The 17,362-nt window shown below is 54.0% G+C and carries 19 protein-coding genes and 2 pseudogenes; 11 read left to right on the top strand and 10 right to left on the bottom strand.

Going from position 1 to position 17,362, the window contains the following annotated elements; all coding sequences use genetic code 11:
- Positions 1–228: 228 nt before the first annotated feature.
- The gene (locus PMI30_RS04650) at positions 229–1,818 is read left to right on the top strand and encodes a winged helix-turn-helix domain-containing protein (protein WP_008013687.1); all 1,590 of its coding nucleotides are present in this window, start codon (positions 229–231) and stop codon (positions 1,816–1,818) included.
- Between the two features lie 137 nt (positions 1,819–1,955).
- Here PMI30_RS04650 and PMI30_RS04655 read toward each other — a convergent pair whose 3' ends face one another.
- Positions 1,956–2,654, bottom strand: a complete 699-nt coding sequence (locus PMI30_RS04655) for an ion channel (protein ID WP_008013686.1) — start codon at positions 2,652–2,654, stop codon at positions 1,956–1,958.
- 349 nt (positions 2,655–3,003) lie between these two features.
- Between PMI30_RS04655 and PMI30_RS0129975 the strand changes: the two genes are divergently transcribed.
- Both PMI30_RS0129975 and PMI30_RS04660 read left to right on the top strand, forming a co-directional pair.
- On the top strand, positions 3,004–3,699 hold the full coding sequence (locus PMI30_RS0129975; RefSeq protein WP_032836147.1) for a DUF1963 domain-containing protein: 696 nt from the start codon (positions 3,004–3,006) through the stop codon (positions 3,697–3,699).
- Positions 3,700–3,964: 265 nt separating this feature from the next.
- Positions 3,965–4,402: a T6SS immunity protein Tdi1 domain-containing protein gene (locus tag PMI30_RS04660; protein ID WP_008013684.1), complete on the top strand. Its 438-nt coding sequence runs from the start codon at positions 3,965–3,967 to the stop codon at positions 4,400–4,402.
- A 320-nt stretch (positions 4,403–4,722) separates the two neighbouring features.
- Here PMI30_RS04660 and PMI30_RS04665 read toward each other — a convergent pair whose 3' ends face one another.
- Complete coding sequence (locus tag PMI30_RS04665; protein ID WP_008013683.1) at positions 4,723–5,055, bottom strand: hypothetical protein; 333 nt, start codon at positions 5,053–5,055, stop codon at positions 4,723–4,725.
- A 231-nt stretch (positions 5,056–5,286) separates the two neighbouring features.
- On the opposite strand from PMI30_RS04665, the gene PMI30_RS31845 reads away from it, so the two are divergent.
- Positions 5,287–5,505 carry a hypothetical protein gene (locus PMI30_RS31845; RefSeq protein WP_008013682.1) on the top strand — a complete coding sequence of 73 codons (219 nt, stop codon included), beginning with the start codon at positions 5,287–5,289 and terminating at the stop codon, positions 5,503–5,505.
- Positions 5,506–5,621: 116 nt separating this feature from the next.
- Here the strand turns inward: PMI30_RS31845 and PMI30_RS04675 are convergent, their stop codons facing one another.
- Both PMI30_RS04675 and PMI30_RS04680 read right to left on the bottom strand, forming a co-directional pair.
- A complete protein-coding gene (locus PMI30_RS04675; protein WP_008013681.1) occupies positions 5,622–6,242 on the bottom strand; it encodes a tyrosine-type recombinase/integrase in 621 nt (206 codons plus the stop codon).
- A gap of 202 nt (positions 6,243–6,444) precedes the next feature.
- Positions 6,445–8,031 (bottom strand): hypothetical protein, encoded by a 1,587-nt coding sequence (locus PMI30_RS04680; protein WP_008013679.1) that lies wholly within the window; start codon positions 8,029–8,031, stop codon positions 6,445–6,447.
- Positions 8,032–8,282: 251 nt separating this feature from the next.
- Between PMI30_RS04680 and PMI30_RS31840 the strand changes: the two are divergent.
- The 5 genes and pseudogenes from PMI30_RS31840 to PMI30_RS04700 form a co-directional block, all read left to right on the top strand.
- Positions 8,283–8,405, top strand: a pseudogene (locus PMI30_RS31840) (IS5/IS1182 family transposase); the annotation flags it as partial.
- 98 nt (positions 8,406–8,503) lie between these two features.
- A complete protein-coding gene (locus tag PMI30_RS04685; protein ID WP_008013675.1) occupies positions 8,504–8,905 on the top strand; it encodes a GFA family protein in 402 nt (133 codons plus the stop codon).
- Positions 8,906–8,973: 68 nt separating this feature from the next.
- Positions 8,974–9,387, top strand: a complete 414-nt coding sequence (locus PMI30_RS04690; RefSeq protein ID WP_008013669.1) for a VOC family protein — start codon at positions 8,974–8,976, stop codon at positions 9,385–9,387.
- Complete coding sequence (locus tag PMI30_RS04695) at positions 9,380–9,733, top strand: hypothetical protein (protein ID WP_008013668.1); 354 nt, start codon at positions 9,380–9,382, stop codon at positions 9,731–9,733. The genes PMI30_RS04690 and PMI30_RS04695 overlap by 8 nt, the downstream gene beginning before the upstream one ends.
- Before the next feature lie 812 nt (positions 9,734–10,545).
- Positions 10,546–11,133, top strand: coding sequence for a hypothetical protein (locus tag PMI30_RS04700; RefSeq protein ID WP_008013666.1), 588 nt, complete (start codon positions 10,546–10,548; stop codon positions 11,131–11,133).
- A 173-nt stretch (positions 11,134–11,306) separates the two neighbouring features.
- Here PMI30_RS04700 and PMI30_RS04705 read toward each other — a convergent pair whose 3' ends face one another.
- The 4 genes and pseudogenes from PMI30_RS04705 to PMI30_RS04715 form a co-directional block, all read right to left on the bottom strand.
- Positions 11,307–11,951, bottom strand: coding sequence for a DUF2268 domain-containing putative Zn-dependent protease (locus tag PMI30_RS04705; protein ID WP_008013665.1), 645 nt, complete (start codon positions 11,949–11,951; stop codon positions 11,307–11,309).
- Positions 11,948–12,151 (bottom strand): annotated as a pseudogene (locus PMI30_RS30920) (transposase domain-containing protein); the annotation flags it as partial. The gene PMI30_RS04705 and the pseudogene PMI30_RS30920, both read right to left, overlap by 4 nt.
- Positions 12,152–12,178: 27 nt before the next feature.
- Positions 12,179–12,709, bottom strand: coding sequence for a DUF2867 domain-containing protein (locus PMI30_RS04710; RefSeq protein ID WP_008013664.1), 531 nt, complete (start codon positions 12,707–12,709; stop codon positions 12,179–12,181).
- Positions 12,710–13,003: 294 nt separating this feature from the next.
- Positions 13,004–13,624 (bottom strand): DJ-1/PfpI family protein, encoded by a 621-nt coding sequence (locus PMI30_RS04715; protein ID WP_032836160.1) that lies wholly within the window; start codon positions 13,622–13,624, stop codon positions 13,004–13,006.
- A gap of 126 nt (positions 13,625–13,750) precedes the next feature.
- Between PMI30_RS04715 and PMI30_RS30915 the strand changes: the two genes are divergently transcribed.
- Positions 13,751–14,305 carry a TetR/AcrR family transcriptional regulator gene (locus PMI30_RS30915; RefSeq protein WP_081501307.1) on the top strand — a complete coding sequence of 185 codons (555 nt, stop codon included), beginning with the start codon at positions 13,751–13,753 and terminating at the stop codon, positions 14,303–14,305.
- A gap of 176 nt (positions 14,306–14,481) precedes the next feature.
- Here PMI30_RS30915 and PMI30_RS04725 read toward each other — a convergent pair whose 3' ends face one another.
- A complete protein-coding gene (locus PMI30_RS04725) occupies positions 14,482–15,423 on the bottom strand; it encodes a LysR family transcriptional regulator (protein WP_008013661.1) in 942 nt (313 codons plus the stop codon).
- Positions 15,424–15,520: 97 nt separating this feature from the next.
- Between PMI30_RS04725 and PMI30_RS04730 the strand changes: the two genes are divergently transcribed.
- The gene (locus tag PMI30_RS04730; RefSeq protein WP_008013660.1) at positions 15,521–16,285 is read left to right on the top strand and encodes an SDR family oxidoreductase; all 765 of its coding nucleotides are present in this window, start codon (positions 15,521–15,523) and stop codon (positions 16,283–16,285) included.
- Positions 16,286–16,806: 521 nt separating this feature from the next.
- On the opposite strand, the gene PMI30_RS04735 is transcribed toward PMI30_RS04730, so the two are convergent.
- Positions 16,807–17,199, bottom strand: coding sequence for a DUF6124 family protein (locus PMI30_RS04735; RefSeq protein WP_008013658.1), 393 nt, complete (start codon positions 17,197–17,199; stop codon positions 16,807–16,809).
- Positions 17,200–17,362: the final 163 nt, after the last annotated feature.

Raw genomic sequence — 17,362 nt, 5'->3', positions numbered from 1 at the left:
TGCTGTCGACGTAGATCGAGAGTGCCAGCGCGCGTCAGGAACGTCCTTGTACCGGCCTTGATTTTGCCTTCAAGGAAGCTTGGTTTTTCGTCCAGAAAAACAGTTATTCGACGGGTCTACCTTGCCGCAAACGGTGCAGCGGGTCAGGCGCTGCCGTATTATCGATACCACTTACCCACCGCCAGCTCAGACACGGAGTCGAGGGCGCTCGACCAGGGGATCCTCACCTTGCAATTCGTGTTTGAAGACTACGTGCTCGATCAGCAGCGCCGGGAACTGACCTTGCGCGGGCAAGTCGTGGCTGTCGGGCCGCAGGTCTTCGATCTATTGCTGCAACTCGTCAGCAACCGCGATCGCGTCATGAGCAAGGACGACCTGCTCAAGGCCGTGTGGAGCGGCCGGATCGTCTCGGAATCGACCATCACCAGCCACATCAATGCGGTGCGCAAGGCCATCGGCGATACCGGCGAAGAGCAGCGTCTGGTGCGTACGGTTGCCCGTAAGGGATACCGCTTCGTCGGCGAGATCAGGGTGGATGAGGTCGGGGAAACGCGACAGCCTGACATCGAAGAACCCACGCCCGTGGACCTGAAGCAAACGCCTGCGCCCACGCTCGTCCTGCCGGACAAACCCTCCATTACTGTCCTGCCCTTCCACAACCTGAGCGGCGATCCGGAGCAGGAGTATTTCGCCGACGGCATGGTGGAGGACATCATCACCGCCCTGTCGCGTATCCGCTGGCTGTTCGTCATCGCACACACTTCAAGCCTCACCTACAAGGGTCGGGACGTGGACGTCCAGGGCGTCGGCCAGACGCTCGGCGTGCGCTACGTGCTGGAAGGTAGCGTGCGCAAGTCCGGGAACAAGGTACGCATCACCGGGCAACTGATTGACGCGACAACCGGGACGCATATCTGGGCGGAGCGCTTCGAAGGCATGCTCCACGACATCTTCGAGCTGCAGGATCAAATCGCCGAAAGCGTCGTCGGCGCCATAGCGCCGCAGCTGGAACGGGCGGAAATCGAGCGCGCCAAGCGCAAACCGACGGAAAGCCTGGACGCCTACGACTATTACCTGCGTGGAATGCCGAAACTGCACAACGGCACCCGCGAAGCCATCGAGGAAGCGCTGCCGTTGTTCTACAAGGCCATCGAGCTCGATCCGGAGTTCGCCTCGGCCTATGGCATGGCAGCCTGGTGCCACTTCTGGCGCAAGTTGAATGGCTGGATGACCGATCGGACTCAAGAGATCGCCGAGGGCGCACGACTTGCGCGTTTGGCGGTGGCGCTCGGCCGGGACGATGCGGTGGCGCTGACGCGAGGCGGACATGCACTCGGCCATCTCGCCGGCGATATTGATGGTGGCATTGCCCTGCTCGACAGGGCACGCCTGCTCAACCCCAACCTCGCCCCCGCCTGGTACCTGGGCGGAATCCTGCGCGCACTGCGCGGTGAAACCGACGCCGCCATTGCGGATTTAACCCATGCCGTTCGCCTGAGTCCGCTGGATCCGGAAATGTTCAGAATGCAGGTTGGAATGGCACTCGCACACTTCTTCGCCGGACGCTTCGATCCCGCTTCCGCCTGGGCGGAAAAAGCGCTGGGTAATCTGCCCTGCCTCCTGGCATCGGTTGCCCTGATGGCGGCCAGTCATGCACTCAGCGGACGCATGGACAAAGCGAAGCAAGCGATGCAGCGTTTGCACGAGCTGGATCCGTCCTTGCGCGTCTCCAACCTGAAAGACTGGCTGCCAATCCAGCGTCCTGAGGATCTTGCGCGGTTTGCCGATGGGTTGCGGCTGGCTGGGTTGCCTGAGTGACTGCGGCCCGGTGACCTGCGAATTGCCTGCTAAAGCCAACGCAGGAATTCCCTACCGTAGGAGCTGCCGAAGGCTGCGATCTTTTGATCTGAAAACAGAAAAGCCCGGTCGCCGGGCCATCAGCAATCGGTCGTCCGTCACTTAGCCTGATTCGATGGATAAAGACCGGCAAAACGAGCGATCACAACACCAACGTAAAAGACGCCTGAAAACTCTTCGACCATTACCAGTGAGCGGGCGTGATTGGTCAACGGAATAACATCTCCGTAACCGGTGGTTGTGAGCGTCGTGAGGCTGAAATAGATTAATTTGAAAAACGTGCCAGGCTGTGCGAAGTCGAGGGGGACAGGACCGAATGAGCCAGCGCTGTATATCTCCACCAGGGCATAAACGAAGGACCAAACGAAAGCCAGCATGATGTAACCCGCCAGCGCGCCATGCAGCTTGCCCGCTGTAATTGGCCCCCGCTTGAGAATGTAGAGAAGCACTCCGCTAAACGAAACGGCAAGAGACGCCGTATACGCTATCCCGGCAAGGCTAAGAATCGCGATACTCCCAGCCCACAACGCCGTCCATTGAAGGCCAACTCCAAGCAACGCCAGGCCCAGTTTGAGAATGAACCCCCGCCGAGTCTGCCTGGCGGCGAAAGCCCCCACGAGCAGCACGATCGAAAAAAGAATGCCGAGCAAGGTACGAGCAAATATACCTTCCTCAAGAAAGGGAAACAGAAGGATCAACCCTAGCAAGAGCAGTAATAGATAGGTGTAGGGACCTTTCCCCATAATCAACCTAGCTAAATCCTCGTCGGGTTCGGCTTTATTTTGAGGATTTGTCATATCGGTTTCCCAGAGGCTGAAGTAACGCTCGATGTCTGACCGTGCACAGTTGAAATCTGACTTGGCTTTAGAGTAGTCGGCGGTGAAATCCTTGAGTGGCGGCTATGGGTTGAATTCTGCCTGTAAGGAAGGGCAGCTCTCGGCTGTGGATTCAACCGGTCGACGCAACACTCCTTCTGCTTACACAGAATTTAGTTGTGTTACATCGACCGGTTGAATCCACAGCCAAAAGCAGTCATTGGCACACCTGGTCAAAGTGAAAGACTCGTGCGTGTACTCCGCGAAAAAAGAAGGCAACATTCACTTCCCCCTCTTACCCAACTCTTGAGCAATGGAGCTTCGCGTCAGTATGGAAATTCAAGAGATCAGACAACGCTTGGCCAGGCCGGCCACAAAATTCGTCGCTGGCGGATTTCGACCTACCAAAGAGACTGAGGAAAACTGGCTTGGAAAAGTAATTCTTTTCCGGCCAGATGAAGTCATACCAAGAAACAAAGCCGGAGATGAGCTGCATCCGTATGCACAGTTTCACCTACCAAGCCTGCCATTTAACAGCCCGGTTCTTAAAGGGGTTCGTACACTTACACTGTTCGTTTCTGATCCCTTTCCAGAGCAGTTCGAGCCGATGGGTAACAACTGGCTTATCAGAGAGTATGGGGCTGACGATGTGCTTATCCGTAAGGAGCTGTCGGTAGCGGGCTCGTACATCAAGCCCTTTCCCTTGAAGGCTGAATTGGTGGCAGAGGACTTTCCTCTATGGGATAGAGGCGGAATACCGGCGAACATTGAAGCCGAAATACTCAGGCTTGAGCGGACAGGTGAGATACAGAGCTATTACGATCTTATGACTCACACATACGAACACAAGATCGGTGGATACCCCTCATTCTGCCAGTCTGGCGTTGACCCGGGTGATGATTTTGAGTTCGTGTTCCAGATATCGTCAGACCCAAAAATAAACTTGAATGTGGTGGACGGCGGAAGCCTGATGTTCTGGAAAAATAACACCACTGGCACATGGGCTATTTACTATGACTTCTACTAATCGTCATGATTAAGCGCCCAAGATTAATTGAGATCCATCCACTTCGTAGTCGGCTCACACACCGGCTTCGACAGCAGATCTCTAAGAGGTCTGCTCTGCCCCCAAATGCGACCGTACCCTTTGCACCATCTTCTCCGACTGACTGCAATGGGTCGTTTTCTGCCCATCGCGATAGGCAGAAAGCAACCATCACCCGCTCTGGATGATATGCAACAAAAAGAGTAATAACAGTGGCATTGGAAAACGCAAGGATAGTGAGGCATCTATGGAATTGATTGAAGAAATTGAAAAAGCGTGGGGTTGGGCCGGGATCAAACCTGCAGAAGTAGTTGGCGATAATGATTTTGGCAACCTCATCATCAAAGATGTAGCGGGTAGCTATTGGCGCCTGTGTCCTGAAGATCTGTACTGCAATCGTGTCGCAAATGATCGCGCGGAGCTTGACGCCCTCTCTCAGAACCAGGATTTTTTGCATGATTGGTACATGGAAACATTGGTCAAACAGGCAAGGGATAGACTTGGCCTGCTTCGCCCAGGGTACAAGTATTGCCTGAAAATCCCTGCCGTGTTGGGTGGGCAGTATGAAGAGAGCAATCTGGCGACAATCTCACTTCACGAACAGGTGGCAATTTCAGGCTACCTTGCCAAGGAAATCGACGATTTACCAGATGGTGCACAAATCCGCCTTAAAGTTACGGAGTAGCAATTCATGCGCATTCCTTGCTGGATGTTGGACTGCTGTTGGCCGAAGGCGGCTATTTGCAGATTGCTTCTGAGCATCTGAGAAATTCCATAACCGGCAGCTTTGGGTCGATTTTTGCCTGTCGCCACCCTCAGATATGTGGCTTGGGGTTGGCGACCAGTTAAACATTGAGAGTGGGATGGAGTGATGGTGTTAAATCCAGTCCGGGATACGACTAACGCCCCTAATATTTGAGGCTTCAATCGACACGAATCTGTTGGGTGACCCGCGGTAAGTGAATGCGGCTTAATGCCCAGCGGGCGAAAAGTGAGAGTATCCACTTACATCGATTTGACCGAGACTACTTCCACAAACCTGAATTTTTTTCTGGCCATCTTCGTAGCTTCTTGTTCTGCAACTAGGGAGCTCAGCGTATCGGCCTCATGCACCATCTCGTGCATCTCTCCTTCAAATTCGTTTCCCACACGGAGCGTAACTCTCAACCTAGGAGTGAAGCCTTTTGAGACTGCCTTTTTCTTCGCTGCCTTCACCGGTTGCACGATCACAACATCCGGGACTGTGGCCTGCACGTCTGAGTTAATTACCGGCGCAGAGGGCTCAGAATCACCGAATAGCGCCCGGCGCATCTCATCTTCCATCAATTCCGTATTCATACCATTTCTCAGAAGGGCGTTATCTATAACCTGATCGATTCTATCAGGATGGCCGGACTCTGTAGTAAAGCGTCGTTGGGTCTGACCTGAAGTGACAAAGGCCAGCAGCTGATACTGGCGAGCGTCAGCATCTGTCCATCTGCCGCCTATCATGGCGGGCACCTGTCGGCCAGTCTTAGCCAAAGACGAGATAAGCTAGGCTTCCGGCATCATTCCTCAAGGGCGACCGCCATGCCAGATAACTCAGACTGCAAGATCGCCACGGCGGACGCTCTGACATTGCTCCTCCACAACCAGCACGCCTTAAGTGCAGCTATAGAAGAAATAACCAAGTGGCTCTCAGAAAATGGGGTAGGAAGTGTCGCCGCTAATGCGATGTCGGCCATGGAAACGCTGGACACTAACGTTCAAGCCATCACAGATTCCATTTTGAGGATACGCCAGTCATAAATTACTCAGCGCAAGACTGCCCTCTGATTTGAATGCCCCCCGATTTTGTAGACACAATTGATTGGCGGCTATGGGACGGATAGCGACGGTCTAGAATCGACCGTCGCAGTGAATGGTCAGACTTCCGTCTGCTCCGCCATTTCCAAGGCATCATCGACCTCGATGCCCAGGTATCTAACAGTGCTTTCAAGCTTCGTATGACCAAGCAGGAGTTGTACGGCTCTCAGGTTCTTCGTCCTGCGATAGATCAACGAGGCCTTGGTTCTCCGTAGCGTGTGGGTACCGTACATGGTTGGGTCAAGGCCAATGGTTGTCACCCACGCTTTGACTATTCGAGCGTATTGCCTAGTGGAAAGATGGTCTGAGGCGTGCAACCGGCTCGGGAACAAGAAGTCGTCGCTGTGAAGACGCGCCTGATTCATCCAAGCCTCCAGAACCGTTCGGGTTTGCTCAGTGATTTCAAATTGCACTGGATGCTGAGTTTTCTGCTGCATCACGATGGCCCGTGACGACACATGCTCCCCATGGGCGATGTCGCGGACTCGCAGCTTGGTTAAGTCACAGGCACGCAGCTTGCTATCGATGGCCAAGTTGAAGAGCGCCAAATCACGCGTCTTCTCAGCAAGCTGAAGTCTTACGCGGATTGCCCAGATATCTCTGACTCGAAGCGGAGCTTTCTGCCCGACAAGCTTTCCCTTGTTCCAAGGCTGATGTCGGTATCTAGCAATAGAGTTCATGACTCGTCCTCCAGGTGAGGGGAGGACAAGGGTGGATCAGTCACAATGGCTGGTGGTCACTATCCGGCCAAAAGCGGACGCTTACACAAACATAGAATTGCTCATAGATCTGATGGCGCATGCGTCCAGCCCGGGGTTTCGTCTATAGTTTTTGCGGGGCCCGCCGCCTATACAATCCCAGGCAACCGTGGGTCCCTCTCCCTCACATTGCGAAGCCTTGGAAGTATGAACGGTGTCTTTCAAGGGCTTCATTCTGGATTTTATTGTAGACGTTGTCAGTTCGAAGTCCTTGCTTGTACATTTGATCAATTAGACGCTTGATAACTGTTTTGGCGGACATTTCGTAGCGCCTTCTATAGCATTCTAAAAGCATATCAAGAATGTTGTGTTGCCCTGAATAACGTGAAGCGTGCATTAAGACTTCGAAAGTCTCAATGTCAAAAGAGTGCAGTCCAGGGGCAAGATTATTGCCATGACCATCCTCGACGTTGAACTCCATAAAGTTCATCGGGTAATTATTCATGGTAACACTCACAATGGTATAGCGTGAGTCGACGCTAAACGACGGGTGAGCTTCGTGCTTCAAAATATTTTGCACGGCCTTGAATGCTTGCTTTAAAGGTGTTACGTACAGCTTGTCAACGCTTTTGTCTACGGCCTCTTGGTTGTTTTCTGTGGAAAGGCTATTATAGAGTGGTCTTGCTGATTTCATCTCAAAAACAGCCAAGGCTGACTTGCCTGGAACTGAGATAATAACATCGGGGGATAAAATCTTATTTTTCTTGTCTCCAAACACAAACTCTTCAATGACCTCATACTGTGGCAGGTTTTTCATGAAGATAAATGCATATTCCTGAGCGTATTTCTCGAACTCAAGGCCGAAGAGCGATAGAAACTCACGTTCCTCGCCATTTGCTTTGTGAATTCGATAGAGGAGGTTTTCGAAAAGTAGTTCCTCTAAAAGCTTTCCTTCCACAGGTACATAGCGTCCATCACTAATTTCAAACAGAGGGGTTTCTCGGTACAGCAAGAACTCGTTCGGTTGATGAATAGTGGACTCTGCAAAGGCTCGCCCCTGATCAGCAGAGAAGGAAATTTCCTTCAGGATAGACTTTATCTGATCAACGGAGGTATTGGTACGATTGCTGAGCCACTCAGCGGAAATAGCCCATTCGTTAATGCTTGGCGGCGATTGCCTGCTAGAACCCAAGTTATGCCAGTAATCTATGAGATAATAGATAACGTTGACATACATCTTCAAGGGTACGCCGAGATTTTTTTCAAAAAACTTGATGTAAGGCGCAAGAGATTCTGAGCCAAGGAATATGTACTGAGCGCGTCTTAACTTTGATACTCTATTGTCCCGACTGTTGCTCGCGTATGCCTTAATCAAGGCATGTAGAGTGTCGTCCTTAGTGTCATCTCCTCGATCGTTAAGCAGCGTAAATGCTTCATGAAGTATCTCGCGTGCAGGGCGATGCCCGTGAATGCTGGCACTTCCATCCCATTCGCTAAAAATAACACTCCAAAGCCGCCAGCACTGAAGTCGTGAAAAAATACAGAGATTTGCATATTGCTTGCGTTGAGCCTCAGACTTGCAGAGTGCTGCAAGCGCCCATTGCCGAAAAATATTTTCTTGACCATGAACGAAGGAAAGCCAAGAAAGTACGTTCAGTAACTCGACACGTTGACCATTTTCCAGAATGTTTTTGAAACTACGTGGCCTTTGATAAAACTTGGCATGCGACAATAAAATTTCCGCATTTGCCATTTTGTTGATATCAAGCATCCCTTCTCTCCGAATCCGAAATCTCAAAGCCTCACGGGCCCATTGCTTGCGCCAAGATACCTACGTCTGAGCGGCCCAATCTATGATATCAAAAAGGCATCATCCTGCAGGGAAAACTTCGTTTTGACTGTTCTGCCGGGCAGGCTTTTGGGATGCCTAGGTTCTGTACGAAATCCCGAGAAACGCCATGGCTTCCTTAGGAAGCTTAAATTCTGTCGGGTTCTCGGCTATCTACGGAAAGGAATTCTGTGATGGCTAAGCGTTACGAACTCTCGGATGAGGACTGGACTATGGTCGCCGATCTCTTCATTGAAATCCATGGCTGGGCGCGGCTCCGCCTGATGCTCGATGTCGTGCTCTGGGTCGTTTTCAGCCGGTCGCGATAGGCAGCAATCGGCCAGATGCTGCCGGTCGACACCGAAGCTGTTCGCGGTTTAAATGGCCGTCTCTTCGTTCTCAGGTGTGCTCCAAAATGACTGACGTCTTCCAGGGCAGCTGCCTTTGCGGCGCCGTCAAATACGAAATCCGGTCACGACCAAAAGCGCTTTCTCACTGCCATTGCAGCAAATGCCGCAAAAGCCATGGAGCCGCATTCGCCAGCTATGGCAGTGTATTGCGTGGCGATCTGCACCTCATCCAAGGCGCCGATGGCATCAAGTTGTACAGATCCTCTGAATCAGTATTGCGCCAGTTCTGCGCCCAGTGCGGCTCTTCGCTGTTCTGGTCAAAAAGCCAAGGTGAATACTCCAATTGGATCTCGATAGCGCTGGGCACCCTGGACACTACATTCACCTCGGATAAGCAGAAACATATCGAGGTGGCGTCCAAGGCTCCATGGTATGAAATTCAGGATCATTGGCCGCAATTCCAGTGAGCGCTGAGAGCCGAAAGCAGGCATCCGACTTCAATATGCTGGATTGGCACGACAAGGAGTGTTCGCTCATGAAATTTGGCTACATGATCATCTACGTCTCAGACGTTGCTACCTCACTTCAGTTCTTTTCATCAGCCTTCGGGCTCAGCATTCGATTCCTCCATGAATCCGCCACCTATGGCGAACTCGAAACAGGAGAAACTGCACTGGCATTCGCCGCCGATGAACTGGCCGCGATGAACTTCAGTACCGGCCATGTTTCGGCACACTCGTCCCCCAAACCGCTAGGCATCGAAGTAGGACTAGTGACTGAGGACGTTCCAGCGGCTCATGCCAGAGCGCTGCAAGCGGGCGCTACTGAAATGTCCGCCCCAAGCACCAAGCCCTGGGGGCAAACCATTTCCTACGTTCGATGCCCTGACGGGACGCTGGTGGAACTCTGCACACCAGTGATGCAAAAATCAGGTGTTACCCATGACTGAGGCAGAAATTCTGTCTTGGCTTTTTTCCAATGATTGGCCTAAGGCTGAGGAACTGGCCAGCTACGCAATAAGTCATCACGGATATGTGGGGGATGATGGCTACTACGGAATGAGATTTCGTTCCGATCTCGATGAGTTTGAGCGGACGGTTGAAGGTGCGTTCATCCCTGAAGGGTTTGTCGAAATAATGTACTGGGACGGTGACCACAAAGAAATTCACATTCCCGAAAGCAACTACATCTTCGGCTTAAAAAAGCACCTTTTGAAACTGGGCTATTGGAGTCTTGCTACCGATCTTGACAGTGCATACCCAGCGGCTCAAACAACAACGTCAGTTCTCCCATGAGCCAGGTTAAGTCAGTTGCCTGCGGGTCGATTTCGGTCAGTCGCGACAGACAGAAATCGGCCAAAAAGCGGATGATCACGACCGGCAGCTATGGGTCCAGAGTGTGTAAAAACGCTTCGCCGGAATCTGACTCTCCCCTGACGAAGACGGCGAACTGCTCCCCTCCTGCATCTCCCTCGGCCCCACCGGAGATGCCGCCCGAAACCTGAACGAGCCTGGTAGTGAATGTGTATGGATTTTCTGGGCTATGTCCCACATTGAAGCAATGCAGATTTACTACGACTTTCTGGATTTCGGAACATATCGAACCGAGTTTCCAGAGGACTCGATTTCTTGAACATCTTCCAGGTGGAGAAACGGCTGTTCCGCCTCCCTGGATAGCGTTTGAGGGGTACAACCCTTCGTGGTGGGGAGGAAATATGCAAGGCGCTAAGGGTTACTACAACGTATCCGTCCGGCCAAGTCACCTACCAAGCCCCGCAAAGCCAAGACATGGTGTGCACTTAACACGGAATCCCGGGAAACACAGAAACAAGAACGCCGATTTGACTGATGATGTTCGTGCGAGCATCACCCAACTCTACGACCGGCGTGATTCACGACCGGTGGATTCGCCTACCTTCAAGGTCCGTTACTGATACGGATGGATCTTAATCTTGAATTGATACTGCGATTTAATCACTGGGGGAAAAATATGAACCAGAAATCTGACATCGAAAGTAAACGCTGGATAGTTCAGCTGCGCTTGCCCGGCTAATCACGCGTGGCTATCCTGCCGCGCTCCAAATATTTTTCTCACAAGGAAGTCCCAAATGCGCCTGCTCTTAGCCGTCTTGCTCCCCCCTGCGTTACTCGCCGGGTGCGCCGGCATTCCCTACGAAAAGCCCGAGGATCGTGCGGCCATTCAGAAAGACCTAGCGGTGAAACCAGACGATGTTGTCACGATGACCCAGGTGTTGTGGTGCGCCAACCCCTACGGTGACATAACACCCTGTCAGTTGCAGGATGCACTGGCCGTGCAGACCCGCACAAAGCTGATTCTTGCCAGTTACAGCAATAAGCACTACAGGCCGGTCTTCCAGCCCCAGGCAAGCGAAGTCATGTGCGCCCACGCACAGGCATCCGTCGACACAGCGCCGAACTTCTACATGTTTACCAAAGACTACGCCCTGCAAATATGGCCGATTACCCCCGACGCAAAACCGGACTTACTGAAGAAGAAACTCATGCTGGATGCAATGACGCAGGGCAAAAAAACCTTCGTCGGCCCCCAAGGTAACTTCGTGGAGAACACCGGGCGGTACAATTATGGCGGGGGTTATATTGCTAACACTGCCATTCCCTATGCGACAAGGGCGCAGGTATTGCAGTTGGTTAATCCTTGTGGGGGTCGGGAGTAGGAGGCCGGGCTCGCGAGGTTGTCGCAGCCTATTGTGCCGCTTCCTACTGGCGTTGCACCCGCTCGCTAATCCGACCGTACCGTTGAGGCCAGGGGAATTAGGGGACGCGTAATGTCATTGCCTTGGCAAGCAATGACTGGCGGGGCCATCTTGATGACCTAAGCCCGAACGCCTTAGATAACTGCGAGCATGCCACGAAACGCTTGTGCTTCCATCTCCACGAGACTAGAAGAGGTGCTGCCCTTATGCTCCAACAGGAATCGTTTTACGAGCTGAAATCCAAGTGAATAGCCCAACCATCTCGGGAGGTCGGATGCACCAAAGAACCACGCGTCGTGGCCATAATCCTTGCGGTTCCAGTAGCTCGCCGCCATTCCGACATGGCGTCGAATGTCAGACACATCGAGGCGCTCCCATGGTTCAGGTAAACCACCACAGATTTCCTGTGCAAAAGCGCCCGCCAGCCCCTCCGAAACAAGCGCTTCACCTAATGATGATCCATAACCTGGCCCATCCCATCGGGCAGCATGGTGAAGCTCATGTGCGAACATCCGTTCGAGCGACGCTTCTTGGTTTGCTCTGAAAATTTCACTCGCAGGATCTACGGTCAAAAAAATAAGGCCTGGTTCGGGCGCATATCCTAGATGCCCCTTCTCTGGAATGACCTGAGTGCCAGCTTTCACGATCACATCAAGTGGGCGCAACGGCATCAACGCAATTGCTTTTTCGTAGGTTTCTAACAGGCGGGTGTGAAGCCAATTACGGTGATCGATAAGCGTGCCGCGCGCGTCGATGAAATGGAAATTTATGGATGTCATTGGTATGCCTCCTTGCATAAAGCCTTGCGTAACGAGATAGGTTGCCACCTATGCGGCAACAACTGATCGATTTCACTCGCCCGCTGCGTCGGCAAGCGAGTGAGCACGTCCTTCAAATAATCATACGGATCATGCCCATTCAGCCGCGCAGACTGGATCAAGCTCGTGATCGCCGCAGCACGTTTTCCGCTGCGTAGCGCCTCAGGGGGCACACAGCGCTCTCAGCCTCAGGGGCAGGTAGCCAGAGGCCAACCGACGCGCGCTGCACGGAGGAGACTGGCCTTAACAACCAAGCGGTGAAATGGGGCAATAACGAAGATGTAGGCCCGGCCTAGACGGTTGTGGCACTGGACCACGGTTGAAAAAACCAGTTGGCGACTGCCTTCTGGCTCTGCCTCTCCAGAACACAGGATCGATATCCGGAAGTCGAGGTGCTTGTCGTCCTCTCCCAACACGATTTCAGTCTGGTTCGTGCTGTAGACCTTGAAGATTCCAATCCGATTAGCAAGTGTTGCCAAATGTTTGGCTGTCTTGAGACCAAAACAGGCAACGATAGTGTCTCGGACTTTCATGAGCCATCCGATCCAGGATGGCTGGTGGGAAAGGATGAATCGAGCTAGCAAATCTGGATTGCCAGATGTGCCCGCAGGGAGCCGAATCGCAAAAGCGTCCGCCAGGTTCATCGACTTGTAGAGGTGGGTGATGCCGGACCTCGAGGGGACTGGCACGGACATAATGAGCTCAAATTCTCGGGGCATCGGGGATCTCTCCTGAGTTCTAACTACTAATTAGACGACATGCCATGTCGCGTTTCTTGTTGCGATGGTTTGTCGTATAACGCTCCTGGTCGCCCTGTAAGTGCTTGTCTGGCTTGGAAGTGACGGTTACCGACTTTCAAGCCGGGCACGGACAATCGCGCTCACTGCTCATTCCCAAGCACACGAGGTATCTGCATAGTGGAGGAATCTCGCTGCACAAGTGGCTCTTTTTCCATATTGCGGCGTGCCTGCTTAGGCTTGATGAGGTCCAGAGCCTCGCTGAGCGAGCATGGATTAACTGGATGTTGTTGAGGCGCCAACTTCTCCTTGCCGGATACTCAGCCCGATCAAGGCATCATAGAGCTCTTGCTGCCCAGCTGGCAGAACAGGGAGCAACGTCGCACGGCGCTTGTCGACATCGAACCAGGATTCAACCAACCATCCCACCAGATAGAGCGCCGAAAGGCATCCGCCAGCGGTTGCAACGTTCCCTTGGCACACAAGAGGCTGGTCCACGGGCTCAAGTCCCAGAGCTTGCAAGCTCGATCGTGCCTCCGGGTGTGTAGTTGCCTGGCCGCTGAGCAATCCAAGCCGTTCGAGAATGAAAGCTCCGGCGCATATGGAGCCGATTCGCTGGCGTCTGGAGTCAAGTTCAAACGACGGCAGGAAATCTGGGGCGGCAAGTGCAGCGGGTATCCCTTCCTTGCCGCTGACGAACAATACCGCGTCGGCACTATTGGCCTCGGAAAGCGGACCGTGCACCGAAACAGGCAGGCCGTGCGCTGATCGCACGATAGAGCTGGAACCCAATATTCGGACGTGCCAGTCCTCAGTGTTGCGGCCTAAAATGTCCCACATCAGGAACAGGTCGATATCAGTGAATTGGTCGAAAGCAACCAGAACGATTTTCTTCAAGGCGAGCTCCATGAAAAGTGCTGGCGTGCAAAACGCAACGGCCATCTTTGCTGGTGCTCGCAGCGTATCAATCGGTTGCGCACCATACACAGTCTGTATGGCGCTAAATATGGAGCGGAATAACGGGTGAGAAAACTAACTCGTAACCATTGGATCGCGGCTGGTTTTGAGGCCCTCGACCAAATTGGGCATATTGGCGTTTCGGCCGAGAGTCTATCGCGCCGATTGAATGTGACCCGCGGATCGTTCTATCACCATTTCCGCAATCGCGAAGACTTTGTCCGTACCTTGCTGGCCGCTTGGGAAGAAGACTACACGGAGCGCATGCTCGCTTATGCGGCGCAGGGTCGTAGCGCGGGCGAAACCTTGAAACGCTACTTGAGTATTGCCGCTGAGAAACAACCTGGGCGGGAAGTTTCCATCCGAGCCTGGTCGCTGCACGATCCGTTGGTAGGCGAGTTTCAGCAGCGTGTTGACACAAGACGACTGGACTTCGCGATACGGACGTGCCGCCGCTTGGTCCATATGCCAGGCGAAGCAGAAGTGATTGGTCAGGTGGCCCATCTGTGCCTGATTGGTGGTCAACAGGCAGGGCTGCGGCGTGATGCCGCTCGCTTCAACAGTTTCCTGCATCGAGCCTTTTCACTTTTCGAAGGGGCTCTTCCACCGTGGCGGGCCTAAGTCATGAGCTAAATGGGGTAACTGAATAAATAGAGGTCGCGTGCCAACCGTACGCTTACATCAGCCTTGGCCACCTAAACGGGACGAGGCTTCTTATTGCGCATCACAATGAAACAACGCCCTCACCTACTCCTGCGGATCGACCTGATCCAACACCCGATTCACCGACAACGGCGCTACGCCTTCGCTACGATCTCGTCCCACGCGGTAGGGCTGGGAAATAGCTCGGTCAGGAAACCCACAAACGCCTTCACATTCGGGCTGCCTCGGCGGCTCTCTGGCCACAAGGCCGTGATGGAGGAACGGTCGACTGCGAACTGAGGAAATAGCGGTTTCAGTTCTCCCCGTGCGACATAGGGCGCGGCGACATAGGTGGGTGAAATGCCAATGCCACCGCCCGCAGCAAGCACTGCGGCAACCGCATCGCTAGCGTCGATGACGATGGATGCGTCGGGCGCTATCTCCACCATTCGGTCCCCCACGCTGAATGGCCAGCGCAGCGCTTGGCCCGAACTCTGGTAGCGAAAATTCACGCAGTCATGGTCGGCCAGATCGCTGAGTTCCAGCGGCGTGCCGCGTTTGGCCAAATAGGCTGGCGAGGCAAAAGCGCAAATTCGATGCGGTCCCAGCGTACGAGAGATAAGTCGCGAGTCGGCCAGGTTGCCCACGCGCACGGCCACATCGATGCCTTGCTCAACGATGTCCGCAAACTGATCGCCCAGGCGCAGGTCGATGGCGAGCTTGGGGTAGCGCTCGCGAAACCTGGGAATCGCTGGCGCCAATATGTTCAGCCCGATAGGCGGTGGCGCTGTCACTTTCAAGGTGCCGGAGGGCTCGGCGCGCGAGGCCACTGCGGCCTGCTCGATGTCCTCTACCTCGCGCAGAATTCGTAGCGCCCGTTCGTAAATATCCCGGCCTTCAGGTGTCAGGGTCAACGAACGGGTGGTGCGGCTGAATAAACGCAGCTCGAAATGTTGCTCCAGGCGTTGCACGCTTTTGCTGATAGCGGACGGCGACACAGATAAATCGCGGGCTGCAGCGGTGTAGCTGCCTAAAGAGGCAGCGCGGGCAAAGGCAATAAGACCGGTAAGGCGGTCTAACCCTATTTGTTCCTTCATGGCACTAGTAAAGCGACTTATGGCCTGATTATCAATGTTGGCTCGAGTCTTTAGTCTTTGCCCAACGACGCCATTCAGGCAGTCAAGGAGATCGACCATGAGCCATTCCACCATCCTCCAAACCGCATTTACCCAACAGCTACCCGCTCATCTGGAAGGCCGCACGGTAGTGATTTTCGGCGGTACATCCGGCATCGGTTTAGCCGCTGCGATTCAAGCCAAAGCCGCCGGGGCATCGGTGACCGTGATCGGTTCCAATGCCGAGCGCGCCGAGCAAGCGGCGACAGAACACGGGCTCGCCGGCTGGCGCGCCGCTGATGTCACCAACGGCGATGCCGTCTACGCCGCCTTGGCGGACATCCCTCACGTGGATCATCTGGTTCTACTCGCCGGCACATTTGTGGCGGGCAAGGTGCTGGACACTGAAATCGACTACCTGCGTCGGGCGTTCGAAGAGCGTATATGGGCTTCGTTGCACGCCATCCGCGCATTGGGAACCCGGTTGTCCAAGGACGGCTCCATCGTCTTTATCTCTGGCTGTTTGGCCGACCGGCCCAACGCCCATGGCACCGCCGTGATCGCTGCTGCATCGGCGGCAATGGAAGCGCTGGCACGTGGCCTGGCCCTGGAGCTGGCGCCCATCCGTGTGAACACTCTGTCCCCAGGCCCGATCAACACCCCCATTTTTAGCAAAGCCCTGGGCGAGGGGCGCGATGCGTACGTGAGCGCATGGGAGCAAGTGCTGCCGTTACATCGCATCGGTACCGCCGCTGAAGCAGGCGCTGCTACCGTTTTCCTGATGACCAACACCTTTATGAACGGCGCCACGCTAAACATCGACGGTGGCGCTCGGCTGGTCTGAGTGACCCGCCTCGCACTGAGTCCATTTCAGGAACAACGCCATGACTTCGTTGGATACGTTACGGTTCAGGATTGCTTGCGCCCGGAAGCGGCCTGTTTTCTCCATTGCGTAAGATCAAAAGCTCGCGGCTAAAGCCCTCCTATAGGTAGAGGCTTTAGTCGCGATATTTTTTGAGGGCAGCAGGAGGTCCGCTTATGGCCGCGACGGGCAGTAATTTGGCCAGAAACGGACACTCGAACATTTGCGAGCAGGCATGGGATGCTGCCGTCGATGCGGATGCTGATTGATTTTATGGTGGAGCAATTCAAGTTGCTGGATGACCCGGCGCGGGGGATGCGGGTGAGTCCGCTGGTTTGATAGGAGCCACCGGCGATATCTGCGACACGCGAACACCACGAACACGTAGGAGCTGCCGAAGGCTGCGATCTTTTGATCTTTTGATCTTAAAAACACAAAAGCCCCGTCCCACCTAAATGGGACGGGGCTTCTTATTGCGCATCACAATGAAACAACGCCCTCACCTACTCCTGCGGATCAACCTGATCCAACACCCGATTCACCGACAACTCTGCCAGGGAAATCATCTGCTGGATGGCTAGCGCCATGTTGCATTGCGGGCCGGTGAGGCTGAAGGCCAATTCACTGGCTATTACGTTGGCGGAAGCGAGGGTTTCGCAGCAGTGGGCCAGGAGGGTTTCTTTGTCGACGTTGGGGGCGATGACGAAGATTGTGCTGGGACGGCGGTCGGCCAGCTTTGGTTTTGAGGGGGGTGGCGACAGGTAGTAATCGAGCGCGCGGATCGCGGCGTCGTGGAGTTTTTTTGAGTCGAGGCAGGAGTATGGGGAAACTGGATCGGTTTCTGCCGGTTCTGGGGTTTCTGGGGTTTCAGATGGGTTTTCGTCGTCGTCGAGCATTTGGAACTCCAATGGATTGGGTTCCTATGAAAATCGGGCTACCACACCCGGTCGCTGAATTGGCAGCGACGGAGGGAGGTTAGCGAGTGGGCTTCCGAAGGGCAAGGCCGGCGATGTGTAGGAAAGTTCTGAGGACGTGGTTTTCCGATTGATACTACGTGGT

The organism is Pseudomonas sp. GM50, from assembly GCF_000282375.1.
Classification (GTDB): domain Bacteria; phylum Pseudomonadota; class Gammaproteobacteria; order Pseudomonadales; family Pseudomonadaceae; genus Aquipseudomonas.
Note: the sequence above shows the minus strand (reverse complement) of the source record. Positions and strands in the feature narration are given on the sequence as shown.

Bases quoted from the DNA above. Each gene is read 5' to 3' on its own strand.
- PMI30_RS04655 (WP_008013686.1), bottom strand. From the start codon at position 2,654: ATGACAAATCCTCAAAATAAAGCCGAACCCGACGAGGATTTAGCTAGG.
- PMI30_RS0129975 (WP_032836147.1), top strand. From the start codon at position 3,004: ATGGAAATTCAAGAGATCAGACAACGCTTGGCCAGGCCGGCCACAAAA.
- PMI30_RS04660 (WP_008013684.1), top strand. From the start codon at position 3,965: ATGGAATTGATTGAAGAAATTGAAAAAGCGTGGGGTTGGGCCGGGATC.
- PMI30_RS04665 (WP_008013683.1), bottom strand. From the start codon at position 5,055: ATGAATACGGAATTGATGGAAGATGAGATGCGCCGGGCGCTATTCGGT.
- PMI30_RS31845 (WP_008013682.1), top strand. From the start codon at position 5,287: ATGCCAGATAACTCAGACTGCAAGATCGCCACGGCGGACGCTCTGACA.
- PMI30_RS04675 (WP_008013681.1), bottom strand. From the start codon at position 6,242: ATGAACTCTATTGCTAGATACCGACATCAGCCTTGGAACAAGGGAAAG.
- PMI30_RS04680 (WP_008013679.1), bottom strand. From the start codon at position 8,031: ATGCTTGATATCAACAAAATGGCAAATGCGGAAATTTTATTGTCGCAT.
- PMI30_RS04685 (WP_008013675.1), top strand. From the start codon at position 8,504: ATGACTGACGTCTTCCAGGGCAGCTGCCTTTGCGGCGCCGTCAAATAC.
- PMI30_RS04690 (WP_008013669.1), top strand. From the start codon at position 8,974: ATGAAATTTGGCTACATGATCATCTACGTCTCAGACGTTGCTACCTCA.
- PMI30_RS04695 (WP_008013668.1), top strand. From the start codon at position 9,380: ATGACTGAGGCAGAAATTCTGTCTTGGCTTTTTTCCAATGATTGGCCT.
- PMI30_RS04700 (WP_008013666.1), top strand. From the start codon at position 10,546: ATGCGCCTGCTCTTAGCCGTCTTGCTCCCCCCTGCGTTACTCGCCGGG.
- PMI30_RS04705 (WP_008013665.1), bottom strand. From the start codon at position 11,951: ATGACATCCATAAATTTCCATTTCATCGACGCGCGCGGCACGCTTATC.
- PMI30_RS04710 (WP_008013664.1), bottom strand. From the start codon at position 12,709: ATGCCCCGAGAATTTGAGCTCATTATGTCCGTGCCAGTCCCCTCGAGG.
- PMI30_RS04725 (WP_008013661.1), bottom strand. From the start codon at position 15,423: ATGAAGGAACAAATAGGGTTAGACCGCCTTACCGGTCTTATTGCCTTT.
- PMI30_RS04730 (WP_008013660.1), top strand. From the start codon at position 15,521: ATGAGCCATTCCACCATCCTCCAAACCGCATTTACCCAACAGCTACCC.
- PMI30_RS04735 (WP_008013658.1), bottom strand. From the start codon at position 17,199: ATGCTCGACGACGACGAAAACCCATCTGAAACCCCAGAAACCCCAGAA.